The sequence below is a fragment of the Curtobacterium sp. NPDC087082 genome (genome assembly GCF_044745045.1).
In the GTDB taxonomy this organism is placed as follows: Bacteria; Actinomycetota; Actinomycetes; order Actinomycetales; family Microbacteriaceae; genus Curtobacterium.
Map to the genome: position 1 here is coordinate 890456 of NZ_JBIUZN010000001.1, position 13221 is coordinate 903676.

The window sequence follows — 13221 nt, forward strand, 5'->3', positions numbered from 1 at the left end:
GCATCTGCATCGTTGCAGGTGCGGAGACGGACGGGTACGGTCGTCGGGACCGTGAAGGTTCACGACACGATAGGGATCCGCATGTCAGCGCAGACCGCGACCACCGCCAGCAGCACCTCCTCGACGGGGCACGACACCCCCGGTTGGGCCGTCCTCGGCCCCGGTGGGATCGCCCGCCGCTTCCTCTCACAGCTGCCCTCGAGCGGGGTCGGGGCGACCCTCGTCGCCGCCGGCAGCTCGTCGGCGGAGCGAGCGGGAGCGTTCGCTGCCGAGGCGGCCGAGCACGGGTTCGCCGACGTCGCCGCGGCCACCTACGACGAGGTGCTCGCCGACCCGCGCGTCGACGCCGTCTACGTCTCGACGGTCCACACCGGGCACGCGGCGCTCGTCCTCGCGGCGCTCGCGGCGGGCAAGGCGGTCCTCTGCGAGAAGCCGCTCTCGCCGAACCACGGCACGTCCATGGCGCTCGCCGACGCCGCACGCCAGGCCGGCCTGCCCCTCGTCGAGGCGTACATGTACCGCTTCCACCCGCAGACCGCGGCCCTGCTCGACCTCGTCCGGCAGGGTGCGATCGGTACCGTCACGCACGTCGACGCCTCGTTCGCGTTCCGGGCGGGCAGCCGGTCCGGCCGGCTCTTCGACGTCGACACGGCCGGCGGCGGGATCCTCGACGTGGGCGGCTACCCGGTGACCATGACGGCCGCGATCGTGCAGGCCGTGACCGGCGTGGCCGTCGCCGAGCCCACCGAGCTCACCGCCACCGGGACCGTCGGCCCGACCGGCGTCGACGAGTGGACGGTGGCACAGCTCAGCTACACCGGCGGGATCACCGCGAACCTCCGCACGGGCGTCCGAGTGCAGGACGACAACGCCGTGGTCGTCCACGGCACCACGGGGAAGATCACGCTCACCGACCCGTGGACCCTCGGCGACGACCCCACGATCGAGATCAGCACGGTGGACGAGGACCCGCGCACGCTGTCCTTCGCCGGCGCGCACCCCTACGCCCTCGAGGCCGACGCCACCACGGCGGCCCTCGCGGCCGGTCGTGTCGACGCCCCCGAGTTCACCCTCGACGAGTCGCTCGCCACCGCGCGGACGCTCGACAAGTGGCGTGCCGCGATCGGTCTGCGCTTCCCGTTCGAGGCCGAGAACGCCGACATCCCGACCGTCAGCGGCCGACCCCTCACGGTCGCCGCGCACGAGCCGGACCGTGCCGACAACCCGATGCGCTACGGCGAGGTCGCGGGTGTCGGCAAGCGCATGTCCCGACTGGTGATGGGCGTCGACAACCAGCCCGACCTGGCGCACGCGAGCGCGATCTTCGACCTGTTCGTGGAGCAGGGCGGCAACGTGTTCGACACCGGCTACATCTACGGCGGGGGCGTGCTCGAGGGCCGGCTCGGCAAGTGGATCCAGAACCGCGGCGTCCGCGAGGACGTGGTCGTGATCACCAAGGGCGCACACACGCCGTACTGCGACCCGGAGTCCCTCACCCGGCAGCTGCTCGAGAGCCTCGAGCGCCAGGGCACCGACTACGCGGACATCTACATGATGCACCGCGACAACACGGACATCCCGGTGGGGGAGTTCGTCGACGTCCTCGACGAGCACCGTCGTGCCGGCCGCATCCGCGTGTACGGCGGCTCGAACTGGACCCCTGCCCGGTTCGACGAGGCGAACGCCTACGCCCGCGCGAACGGCAAGCACGAGTTCGAGGTGCTGAGCAACCACTTCGGTCTGGCCGAGGCGTACGACGTGCCGTGGGCCGGCTGCGAGCACGCCACCGACGCGGCGTCGAAGCAGTGGCTCGAGGAGCGCCAGGTGCCCCTGCTGCCCTGGTCCTCGCAGGCGCGTGGGTTCTTCACCGGCCGGGCCAAGCCGGAGGACACGAGCGACGCCGAACTCGTGCGCTGCTACTACAGCGACGAGAACTTCGAGCGGCTGCGCCGTGCGTCGGAGCTCGGCGAGCGGTTCGGCGTCCCCGCGACGGCGATCGCCCTGGCCTACGTGCTGCACCAGCCGTTCCCGACGTTCCCGCTCTTCGGACCGCGTACGATCGCGGAAGCCCGGTCGTCCATGACCGGCCTCTCCGTCGACCTCACTCCGGAACAGGTGGCATGGCTGGACCTCCGCGACTGACCGAACCCGTTCCCGCACCCGGCGGCCGGGCGACGATCATCGACGTCGCCGCGGCCGCCGGGGTGTCCCGGCAGACCGTCACCCGGGCGATGAACGGCATGTCCGGCATCAGCGCGGCGACGAAGGAACGGGTCCTCGCCGCCGCGGAGCGCCTCGACTACCGGCCGTCGCGCTTCGGCCGCGGGCTCGTCACGGGTGGCGACCACCAGCTCGGCCTCGTCGTGAACGACCTGCGCAACCCCTACACGCCGCAGCTGGCCTCGGCCGTCTTCCGACTCGCCGCCGAGCAGGGCTGGAACGTCATGCTCGCCGACGTCGACCTCGCGAGCGACGCCGACCGGATGGTGCAGGCGCTCGGGTCGCAGACGGACGTCGTCATCGGGTACCTCGGCTCCCGTCGCGACCGGTGGCGCGAGCTCCTCGGCACCGTGCCGATGGTCGAGCTCGACCCGTACTCGGAGCCACCGACCGCAGCCGTCTGGATCGACCCCGCCGACGCGATCGAGGTCCTCGCCGACCACCTCGTCGCCACCGGGGTCCGGCACCCGGTCGTGCTCGACAACTCCTCGCCGGAGCACACGAGTGTCCGTGGCATCCTCATGATGGACGCCCTCCAGCGGCGCGGGTACCTGCCCGAGCTCGTGCACGCGGAGCACGGCACGGCGGAGTGCGGCGCCGAGGAGACGACACAGATCCTCCGGCGACGCCGACGGCAGGACGCGATCCTCGCCTTCAACGACGTGATGGCGCTCGGTGTCCTGCAGGCCTGTCGGCGGGCGGGCGTCGACGTCCCGCGGGAGCTCCGGGTCGTCGGCGTCGACGGCCTGCCGCTCGGCTCGCTCGTCTCGCCGACGCTCACCACGTTGGCGGTGGACCTCGACGAGGTCGCGCGTGAAGCGCTCGACCTCGCCCTCGGCATGCTCGCCGGCGAGCTGCCGCGGCAGGGTGACGCGGTGCAGCGCACGGTGCGGCACCGCCTGCTCCTGCGCGAGTCGGCCTGACGACGCGGCCCACGAGAGAGCGCGACCGGACGACGGACGGGAGGCGCGGTGCGGGCCCGCACCGCGCCTCCCGTCCGTCTTCAGTTGCATTTGCAACCATTACCGTCCAGACGGTACACTAACGGAGTCCTGACGGGATGCGTGCACACCCCGCGTCCCGTCCGGTCCGTTCGTCAGTTCCGCCGTCGACCTGGTCCGGCTCGAAGTCCCTGGAGTCACCGTGTCCGCCCTGCTCACCAGCCCGATCCCCACTGCCGCCACCGGCAGCCGTGCCCGCCGGTTCGCCGCCCTCGCGGTGCTCATGCTGCCCGTCCTCCTCATCTCGGTGGACAACACCGTCCTGAGCTTCGCGCTGCCGTCGATCTCGCGCGCGCTGAACCCGGACGCCACCACGCAGCTCTGGATCGTCGACGCGTACCCGCTCGTCCTCGCCGGACTCCTCGTCGTGATGGGCAGCATCGGTGACCGCATCGGCCGCCGTCGGATCCTCGTCGTCGGTGCCACCGGCTTCGCGCTCTTCTCCGTCGCCGCGGCCTTCGCCACCGACGCCTGGATGCTCGTCGCTGCACGGATCGTCATGGGCGTGTTCGGCGCGATGCTCATGCCGGCGACCCTCTCGATCATCCGCAACGTCTTCGTCCACGCGGGGGAGCGGCGGATGGCGCTCGCCGTCTGGTCCACCATGTTCGCGGCGGGCAACGCACTCGGGCCACTCGTCGGCGGCGTGCTGCTCGCGCACTTCCACTGGGGCGCGGTGTTCCTCGTCGCGGTGCCGATCCTCGTCGTGATGCTCGTCGCCGTGCCGTTCTGCGTGCCGGAGTCCCGTGACCCGAACCCGGGGCCGGTCGATGTGCCGAGCATGTTCCTGTCGCTCGGCGCCCTCGCCCCGATCGCGTGGGCGATCAAGTCCGTCGTGCACCCCGAGGAGCGCGGCTTCGCGATCGCGATGCTCGCCGTCGGCGTCCTGTGCGGCATCGCGTTCGTCCGTCGGCAGCTCCGCTCGCGGACCCCGATGCTCGACCTCCGGCTGTTCCGGAGCACGGCGTTCACCGGCAGCGTGCTCATGAACATGGCGGCGATGTTCTCGCTGACCGGGTTCCTGTTCTTCATCGCACAGCACCTGCAGCTCGTCGCCGGCCTCGACCCCTTCGCGTCCGGCATGGTGCTGGTGCCGGGGTCGGTCCTCACGATCGTGGCGGGGCTCGTCGTCGTGCCGATCGTCGCCCGGGTCGCTCCGCGCTGGGTCGTCGCCGTGTCGCTGCTGTTCTCGGCGGCCGCCTACGCGATGGTCGCGGTCCTCGGGCACCATGCCTCGATCGTGGCGCTGGCGTTCGCGTTCGTGCTGCTCGGGATCGGGATCGGTGCCTCGGAGACGGTGACGAACGACCTCATCATCTCGACGGCGCCGGCGGACAAGGCCGGTGCGGCGTCGGCGATGTCCGAGACGGCGTACGAGATCGGTGCCGTGCTGGGCACCGCGGTGCTCGGGACGATCCTGGCCACGGCCTACCGGGCGCACGTCGTGGTGCCGGACGGGCTGTCCTCGTCGGCGCACACCGCTGCCCAGGAGACCCTCGGCGGAGCGGTGTCGGCGGCGTCGTCCCTCGGCGGGTCGGCGGGGCAGGTGCTGCTCGAGTCGGCGCGGGCCGCGTTCGACTCCGGCGTCACGGTGACGGCGGGGGTGGCCGCGCTCCTGATGGTGGTCGCGGCCGCCGGCGCCGTCGTCATGCTCAAGCGCCGGTAGCGCCCCGCGCCGCGCCGCCGCGCGCCGCGCCGCCGCGCGCCGCGCCGCCGCGCGCCGCGCCGCCGCGCGCCGCGCCGCGCCGCCGCGCGCCGCGCCGCGCCGCGCCGCCGCGCGCCGCGCCGCGCCGCGCCCCGCGCGCGCCGCGCCGCCGCGCCGCGCTTGGTGAGCAGAAATGGTCGAGTCGCCGCGAGCGACCCGACCATTTCTGCTCACGAAGTCGGGCCCGCACCGCCGCACCCCACGTCACACGGGGTCACACGGCACGCCCGGGATCGACCGAACCTGGGAATCGTTGACCTCAACCATGGTTCAGGTCATACGTTGGGACATGGCCGCGGAGCCGCGGCCCTCCCCATCGAAGGAACGACCACGACTCCCATGCCCGACGCAGCACCGGCGAACATCGCGGACGCCTACAAGGCCGCCTTCCGTGGACACCCGGCCGGTGTCGCCGTCATCACCGCCGAAGGCCCCGACGGTCCGACCGGCCTCACCGCATCGAGCGTAGCGAGCGTGGCGATCGACCCGCCCGTGCTCGTGTTCTCGCTGTCCACGAACTCCGGGTCAGCCGGGGTCGTGCTCGGCGCCCCGATCTTCGTGGTGCACCTCGTCGACTCGCTCGGCGTCGCCCTCGCCCGTCGCTTCGCCTCCACCGGCAGCCCCGCCGCGGACGACCCGATCTGGGGCACCCTGCCGTCGGGTGACCGTTACCTGCCGAGTGCCGCGAGCGCCCTGCGCTGCCGGCCCCTCTCGACCACGCCGATCGGCTCGTCGACCGTCGTCGTCGCCGAGGTCCTCGACATCGTCGTCGGCCTCGAACGGGGCGAGCCGCTGGTCTACCACAACCGGGAATTCCACTCCCTCACCGATCGTTCCCGGCTCTCGTGAGCCGCGGAGCACCATCCGCACACCACTGATCGAAAGGAACTCACATGGCTGAGTACACCCTGCCGGAGCTGCCGTACGACTACGCCGCACTCGAGCCGCACATCAGCGGCAAGATCATGCAGCTGCACCACGACAAGCACCACCAGACCTACGTGACGGGTGCGAACACCGCGCTCGAGCAGCTCGCCGAGGCCCGTGAGTCCGGCAACCTGACGAACGTCAACAAGCTCGAGAAGGACCTCGCGTTCAACCTCGGTGGCCACGTCAACCACTCGATCTTCTGGACCAACCTCGGCCCGGACACGAAGGTCCCCGAGGGCGAGCTCGCCGCGGCGATCGACGAGTTCTTCGGCTCGTTCGAGAAGTTCCAGGCCCAGTTCACCGCCGTCGCCACGGGCATCCAGGGCTCCGGCTGGTCCGTCCTCGCCTGGGACACCGTCGGCCAGAAGCTGACCACGTTCCAGCTGTTCGACCAGCAGGCCAACGTGCCGTTCGGTCTCGTGCCGATCTTCATGCTCGACATGTGGGAGCACGCCTTCTACCTCGACTACCTCAACGTCAAGGCGGACTACGTCAAGGCCGTGTGGAACATCGTCGACTGGGAGAACGTCGCCGCGCGCTTCGCGAACGCGAAGTCGCAGAGCTTCGTCACCCTCTGAGACGGGCGCCGCGGGTCACGGTGGTGACCCGGTGAACGACGGGAGGCGCGGTGCCGGCTGGCACCGCGCCTCCCGTCGTTCGTCGGTGCGCGTCGACCGCTCAGGCCGACTGGAAGTGGGCCCCGGCGACCAGCTTGTGCGCGATCGCGCGCAGCGCGGCGTCGGGCGTCGTCCGCTCGCGGTCGACGATCGTGCCCCACTGCACGCCCCGAGCCGCGAGGACGGCACCGCGGGCCGCCCGTTCGGCGTCCACCGCGCCGTAGCCGTGTTCGACGCACCAGGCGGCGATCGCGCTCACCTGCGCGCGGTGGAAGGTGCGCTCGCGATCACGGCCGTCGAGCGACTCGACCGATCCGAGCTCGAAGGTGAGCCGGGCGGCGAGGGAGCGCTCGGGGTCGTCGAGCCCGCCGAACACCGCGATGAGGTAGTCGGTCAGCCCGAGGTCGTCGGCGCCGGGGTCGAGCGTGACGTCGGAGACGGATTCCGCCAGGTGGTCCACCACGGCGTCGATCAGGGCTTCGCGCGTGCCGAAGTGGTACACGATCGGGTACGCGCTCGTCCCGAGCACCCGGCCGAGGCTGCGGACGGAGACGTCCTCGAGCTTGGTGTCCTGCAGGTGCTCGGCCACCTTCGCGATGATCGCCGGCTTGAGTGTCGGGTCGGGCTTGCGGGGCATGGCGTCTCCAACGAGCGTGATGGGCAGTACGCGACCGTTCACATACGATCACAGAGTATATTACTGGCGATCGCCGGGAAACAGCCGGGAATCCATAACGGGTGCAAGGGATTTGTGGCGAGAAGCGGAGTTTTACTCGATTCCACGTAGGATGGGGCCGATGTCCATGCCTCCAGAGCGCCCTGTGGCCCCGTCGCGCCCCGAGGCACCCCGTGCCGGGCGGGCGGTCGCCGGACGCCGTCGCGGGGCGGGGAAGCGCTTCCTCGTCGTCGGCGACGTCCTGGACGGGGTGCTCGTGCACACCACGGCCGCGAGCATGGGTGCACACGACCCGGCCGCGGTCATCCGGCACCGACCGGTCGGCGCCGCAGGCAACACCGCGACGTGGCTCGGCTGGCTCGGCGCCGACGTGGACCTGGTGGGTCGGGTCGGCGTCGACGACGTCTACCGGCACGAGCGATCGCTCGCCGACGCCGGCGTCCGCGCGCACATCCGCTACGACGCCCGGACCGCGACCGGCGCCGTCGTGTCCGTGCGGAACGGGAACGGTCGGACCGCGATGTCCGATCCCGCAGCGAGCGGGGTGCTGTCGGCGGAGGACCTACCGGTCGACCTCGTGGCGCGTGCGGACATCGTGCACCTGACCGGCTCGGCGATGCTCGGCGGAGGCGGCCCGGACCGCATCGCGGCACTCGTCGCCCAGGCCCGGTCCGGTTCCGCCCGGGTGTCTCTCGACCCCTCGTCCGCCGCGGTGGTGCGTGCGGTCGGTGCGTCGGAGTTCCTCGAGGCGCTCTCCGGCCTCGATGCCCTCTTCCCGAGCGAGGACGAGGCGCTCGCGCTGACCGGAGCACCCACCGTCACCGAGGCGATCGAGTCGCTCGCCGACCGCGTGCCCCTGGTCGTGGTGACCATGGGGACCGAGGGCGTCCTGCTCGGGCGGCGTGGTCGGACGCCGCAGCGGGTGCCGATCACGCCTGCGACGGTGGTGGACACGCTCGGCGCCGGGGACGCGTTCGCCGCGGGGTTCCTCCGTGCGTGGGCGACCGATCCGGTGCGGGTCGCGGCGGCTGCGCGCGAGGGCACGCGGGTCGCGGCGCGGGCGCTCGGGTTCGTGGGCGGGCGTCCGCCGGTCTGACGCTCGCGCGTCAGCGCTCGCTGGGTTCGGCCCGGACCACCGGCCGCGCTGTCAGCGCTCGCTGGGTTCGGCCCGGACCACCAGGGTCTGCACGAGGCCGGCCGCGAGCGGCGCCAACCGGATCTCGACGCGCAGCCGACCGGCCGTCCCCGGCAGCCACCAGCGCAGGTGCGACGGGGCCTGGGACTCCTCGGCCACCGGTTCCGCCCCGAGGTCGGCACCGACGGCCGCCACCGCCTCCGCGACGGCCCGGCGGCGTCGTTCGTACGGCACGTCCATCGCCACGTTCGGCGTGCAGATCGCATCGGCGAGGTCGTCGTCCCAGCGGGCCAGGAGGCGCGTCACGGCCGCCTGCGCCGCCCGCGTCGCGTCCACGGTCGGCCCGGTGCCGGATGCTCGGTCCGCCAGCGCGCGGCCCGCGGGTGCACGGTCCGCCGCGGCGGTCGCGCGGGCGGTCAGCACGAGGTCGAGCGCCCGGTCCGCCGCCGCCGAGACCTTCGCCTGCGTGGCGTTCTCGAAGGCGACGACGCCGAGGCCGTCCCGGACCGACCACCGCATGTGCGCCGAGAACCCCGGGTAGCCGCCGGAGTGCGAGACGAGCTCGCCGAACGCCGGGTCCTGCTCGACGAAGAGCCCGAAGCCGTACGCCGTCGGGCGACTCGAGGTCGGCACCACCGCTGCGGGCACGATCCGCATCGCCTGCTGCATGAGTCGGCGGTCGGCGGGGGAGACCGGTCCGGGCTCGGGCGTCCCGGTGAACGCCGACGCGAGGTGCCGACCCCAGCGGGCCAGGTCGGTGACCGTCGAGAACAGCCCACCGATCGACGAGAACGCGCCGGGACCGGACATCGGCAGCGGCTCCCACGTCCCGACGCCCGCCCCGTCAGCGGCGGGACGCACGCCCGTGACCACGTGACCGCGGGCGTCGTCGGCGCGGAAGACGGTGTCGCGCAGGCCGAGGGGGCCGAGGACGAGTTCGGTCGCGACCTCGGGGAAGGGACGACCGGCCACGACGGCGATCGCCCGGCCGAGCAACGCGTACCCGGTGTTCGAGTAGGCGAACCGGGTCCCTGGGACCGAGTCGAACAGGAGCCCGGCGCGCAGGACGTCGTCGAACTCGGCGTCCGAGATCGATTCCTGCCGGTCGGCCCACGGATCGTCGGTCGGGAAGCCGCCGGCCATGGTGAGGAGCATGCGGAGCGTCGGCACGGGGGAGTCGGCGGTGGGCAGTACGACGTCCGCGAAGGCGGGCACGAAGTCCGTGATCGGGGAGTCCAGCCGGACACGGTCGTCCGCGACGAGGGCGAGCAGGGTGGCCGCCGTCACGCTCTTCGTGCAGGAGGCGATCCGGTACACGGTGTCGGCGTCGGGAGCGACGCCGTCGCCGCGGTCGCCGTGCCCGCCCGAGGCGACGAGCCCGGTGCGGTCGAAGACGCCCCAGACGCTGCTCGGAGCGACGCCGCGTTCGACACGTTCGCGGAACAGCGCGTCGACGTCCGTGATCACCTGCGGATCGATGCCGCTCACGACCGGCGCATCCGGTCGTACGCGTCGAGTGCCCGCTGCCGGGTCTCCTTGAGGTCGAGCATGGGCTCCGGACGGTCTTCGTCGGCGGGGACCCAGCGGTGCACGTACTCGCGGTGCGGGTCGAACCGCTCGAGCTGCCGGTCCGGGTTGAACACCCGGAAGTACGGCGCCGCGTCGAACCCGGAGCCGGCGACCCACTGCCAGTTCGCCGCGTTGTTGGCGGAGTCGGCGTCGACGAGGGTGTCCCAGAACCACTGCTCGCCCACGCGCCAGTCGACGAGCATGTTCTTCACGAGGAAGCTGGCCGTCGCGAGCCGGACCCGGTTGTGCATCGCACCCGAGTGCCAGAGTTCCCGCATGCCCGCGTCGACGAGGTCGAACCCGGTCGTCCCCGTCCGCCAGCGGTCGATCTCGGCGTCGGGGACGTCCCGCCAGGGGAAGGCGTCGAACTCGCGCCGGACGTTCACCGTGGTGATGTCCTCGCAGTGGAAGTACTCGTTCCAGTTGAACTCGCGCCAGGCCAGCTGCCGGAGGAACGCCGAGGCGTTCTTGCGCTGCTCGGGCTCGAGTTGGCCGTGCAGGCGGTGCCAGACCTGGTACGGGCTGACCTCGCCCCACCGCAGGTGCGGGGAGAGGTCGCTCGTGGCGGCCATCGCGGGTTCGTCGCGCTGGTCGTAGTCCTCGAGCGCGTGGTGCACGAAGTGTTCGAGCCGCCGGTGTGCGCCCTGCTCGCCGGGTTCCCAGGCGTCCCGGAGACCGCCGGCCCAGTCGGGGTGCGTCGGCAGCAGGTCCCAGTCGTCGAGGTCGTCGCTCGCGACCCGGGGCGCCGCGGGGAGGTCACGCGGCTTGGGCAGCGGGTGGCGGGGCTCGGGCATCGCCTGGGCGGCACGCCAGAACGGCGTGAACACCTTGTACGGCTCGCCCTGCCCGGTGAGGACGGTCCACGGTTCCCAGAGCAGGCTCGCGGCGAAGCTGTGCGCCTCGGTCCCGCCGTCGGTGAGGGTCGACTTGATGCCGGCGTCGAGGTCCCGCTCGGCACGGCCGTACCGGCGGTTCCAGAACACCGCGTCGGCGCCGGTGTCGGACACGAGCGCGTCGACCGCCTCGGCAGCGGGCCCGCGGCGGAGGACCAGTCGGGACCCGCGTTCTCGGAGTTCACCGTCGAGCGCGGCGAGCGAGTGGTGCAGCCACCACCGTGCCGCAGCCCCGATCGGGCGGATGCCGGGGGACTGCTCGTCGAGGACGTACGCGATCGTGACGTCGCCGCCGTGGTCGATCGCTGCTCGGAGTGCCGGGTTGTCCGCGAGACGGAGGTCGTCGCGGAGCCAGACCAGGGCGCCGGTCACACCGCTGCCGCGTCGACGTCGGACGCCGCCCGGGTCGCGCCACGTCGGGGTGACGCCGCACCGGCCGCGGTCCGGAGCTTCGTGCAGAGTTCGGTGAGCGTGCGCAGCTCGGCGTCGTCGAGGCCGGCACCGACCTGGTCGGCGATGGTCTGCGCGTGCTGGACGGCGACGGCGCGGTAGACGTCGAAGCCGTGCGCGGTGAGGGCCACGATCACGCCGCGGGCGTCGGTGGGGTCCGGCTGCTTCTCGACGATGCCGCGCGCGGTGAGCCGGTCGACCAGGCGGCTGACGCTCGGCTGCGTCAGGAGCAGGTGGCCGGTCAGTTCGCGCATCCGGCAGCGGCGGCCGGGCTGCGTGGAGAGGTTGAAGCAGACGTCGTACTCGTTGAACGAGATCTCGCCGCCCGGGAAGTCGGCGTTGAGCGCGCGCATCACCGTGACCTGGGCGCGGAAGAGCGCTTCCCAGGCAGCGACGGCGGTCGCCTTCTCGCTGCGGCGTGGCTCGTTCACGGTCGCGCTCCCTCTGGTCGTACGGTCATGCCACACTACCGACGGCCTCGGACACGCGATGCTGCTGACGCGCAGCCGTGTCCCCCGGGACGCAACGAGGGCCGGTCATCACGGGGATGACCGGCCCTCTCCCTTGCACCAAGAGTGTCCTGCAATCACATTCCACAGGCGGTGCCACAGCAAACACCGTCTGCACGCACGACTGTATAACGAACGGGTAACGGCGCGCTACCGGACGCGGCGGTCGTTCGCTGCGAGTTCACCAAGAACGACCGATCAGGATCAGAAGAGGTCCGGCGACGGCGTCGAGGCGTAGCGCACGGCGACGTCGGCGTGGCGGTCGAAGCGGTAGCCGACACCGCGCACGGTGCGGACGATCTCCTCGAAGGCGCCGAGCTTCGAGCGGAGGCGACGGACGTGGACGTCGATCGTGCGCTCGTTCGGGGTCTCGTCCTCGCCGTCCGACCACAGGCCGTCGATGATCGCCGAGCGGTCGACGGTCTGGCCCTCGCGGAGGACGAGGAACTGCAGGAGCTCGAACTCCTTGTACGTCAGGGGAGCGGCTTCGCCGTCGAGCGTGACGCGCTTCCGGGAGATGTCGATGACGACCCCGGTCTCCTCCGGCTCGGGCTTCTCGGCCTGCTTGCGGGCGGCCACGGCGGAGCGGTCCTGCAGGGCGAGCCGGACGACGTCGACGTCACGGCCGCCGGAGCCCTCGGCGGCGACGGCCACCGCGGCGTAGGTCTCCGAGGTCGGGACGAGCTGCGCGGTCAGGGCCTTGAGCTGCTCGACGACCGCAGCGAGGGTCGTGCCCGCCGCCGCTGCCTTCGCCTCGTCGATGCCGACGTAGAGGGCGAAGCCGCGTGCCTCGGTGCCCTCGGGCAGGGCGCGGTTGCGCTGCGGGGCGACGACCGGGCTGGTCGGCACGCCGGTGGCGACGGGCGGGGCGACGGGCTCGCGACGCGGACGGATCGGGGTCACGGTGCCGAGGTCGGTCGGCGCGGGTGCGGCGGTGCGGAGGGCGGTGCGGGGCTGAGCGATGGTGAGCGACATGGCGGTTCTCCGGGCGATGTGGCTGCGGTGTCGAGGTGTGCCGCGGCCGTGTCGAATGCGTCGGTCCGGGTACGGCGAGTGCCGTGGGCCCTGCGGTCCTGCTGCGGACCGGGGCCGACCCGGGGGTACGGGGGACAGACCTCGTGACGTGGTGCGCGTCGTCGACGTGGTCGTCACCCGGGGATCACGCTCGCGCGACGGGGGTGGTGTCGCGGGGGATCCGGCTGGAACGGGTGCCGATCAGGCACACATTCGACAACGCATGACGGCCGTGGCCGGCATCATCATGCCGGCGGTCCCCTGGGCCTCGGAGAGGACGCGGGTGGACACGGTTGCAGTCATGGGACGAGTATCGGTGGGATACCAACGTCGTGTCAACCGTCCGCACGGACGGTGCGTTCTGCGAACGCACCGTCATGACGGACAGGAGGGGGGGGGGGGGGGGGGGGCCCCCCCCCCCCCCCCCCGGGGGGGGGGGGTGCGGGGCCGGGGGGGGCGCACCGGGCCACCCCCCCCCCCCGCGCCCCCCCCAGGATGCAGA

The 13221-nt window shown here is 72.4% G+C and carries 11 protein-coding genes; 6 read left to right on the plus strand and 5 right to left on the minus strand.

Annotated features, from left to right (window positions below; genetic code table 11):
• Positions 1-81 precede the first annotated feature (81 nt).
• The 5 genes from ACIPEP_RS04280 (at position 82) to ACIPEP_RS04300 (ending at position 6434) form a co-directional block, all read left to right on the plus strand.
• A complete protein-coding gene (locus tag ACIPEP_RS04280; protein ID WP_402716590.1) occupies positions 82-2142 on the plus strand; it encodes an aldo/keto reductase in 2061 nt (686 codons plus the stop codon).
• Positions 2121-3143, plus strand: a complete 1023-nt coding sequence (locus ACIPEP_RS04285; protein WP_402716591.1) for a LacI family DNA-binding transcriptional regulator — start codon at positions 2121-2123, stop codon at positions 3141-3143. Before ACIPEP_RS04280 ends, ACIPEP_RS04285 begins: the two co-directional genes overlap by 22 nt.
• A 220-nt stretch (positions 3144-3363) precedes the next feature.
• On the plus strand, positions 3364-4887 hold the full coding sequence (locus ACIPEP_RS04290; protein ID WP_402716592.1) for an MFS transporter: 1524 nt from the start codon (positions 3364-3366) through the stop codon (positions 4885-4887).
• A gap of 378 nt (positions 4888-5265) precedes the next feature.
• Entirely contained in the window at positions 5266-5775 is a 510-nt protein-coding gene (locus ACIPEP_RS04295; protein WP_070418339.1) for a flavin reductase family protein, read from the plus strand.
• Between the two features lie 44 nt (positions 5776-5819).
• Positions 5820-6434 (plus strand): superoxide dismutase, encoded by a 615-nt coding sequence (locus ACIPEP_RS04300; RefSeq protein ID WP_402716593.1) that lies wholly within the window; start codon positions 5820-5822, stop codon positions 6432-6434.
• A gap of 100 nt (positions 6435-6534) precedes the next feature.
• Here ACIPEP_RS04300 and ACIPEP_RS04305 read toward each other — a convergent pair whose 3' ends face one another.
• On the minus strand, positions 6535-7110 hold the full coding sequence (locus tag ACIPEP_RS04305; protein WP_402716594.1) for a hypothetical protein: 576 nt from the start codon (positions 7108-7110) through the stop codon (positions 6535-6537).
• 160 nt (positions 7111-7270) lie between these two features.
• Here ACIPEP_RS04305 and ACIPEP_RS04310 point away from each other — a divergent pair, with 160 nt between their 5' ends.
• Positions 7271-8245 carry a carbohydrate kinase family protein gene (locus ACIPEP_RS04310; protein ID WP_139202090.1) on the plus strand — a complete coding sequence of 325 codons (975 nt, stop codon included), beginning with the start codon at positions 7271-7273 and terminating at the stop codon, positions 8243-8245.
• Between the two features lie 51 nt (positions 8246-8296).
• Here ACIPEP_RS04310 and ACIPEP_RS04315 read toward each other — a convergent pair whose 3' ends face one another.
• From ACIPEP_RS04315 to ACIPEP_RS04330, 4 genes are all read right to left on the minus strand, one after another.
• Positions 8297-9772: a serine hydrolase domain-containing protein gene (locus ACIPEP_RS04315; RefSeq protein ID WP_402716595.1), complete on the minus strand. Its 1476-nt coding sequence runs from the start codon at positions 9770-9772 to the stop codon at positions 8297-8299.
• Positions 9769-11118 carry a cryptochrome/photolyase family protein gene (locus ACIPEP_RS04320; protein ID WP_402716596.1) on the minus strand — a complete coding sequence of 450 codons (1350 nt, stop codon included), beginning with the start codon at positions 11116-11118 and terminating at the stop codon, positions 9769-9771. Before ACIPEP_RS04320 ends, ACIPEP_RS04315 begins: the two co-directional genes overlap by 4 nt.
• The gene (locus tag ACIPEP_RS04325; RefSeq protein WP_229086351.1) at positions 11115-11627 is read right to left on the minus strand and encodes a MarR family winged helix-turn-helix transcriptional regulator; all 513 of its coding nucleotides are present in this window, start codon (positions 11625-11627) and stop codon (positions 11115-11117) included. The genes ACIPEP_RS04320 and ACIPEP_RS04325 overlap by 4 nt, the downstream gene beginning before the upstream one ends.
• Positions 11628-11909: 282 nt before the next feature.
• The gene (locus tag ACIPEP_RS04330) at positions 11910-12680 is read right to left on the minus strand and encodes a winged helix-turn-helix domain-containing protein (protein WP_070418345.1); all 771 of its coding nucleotides are present in this window, start codon (positions 12678-12680) and stop codon (positions 11910-11912) included.
• Positions 12681-13221: the final 541 nt, after the last annotated feature.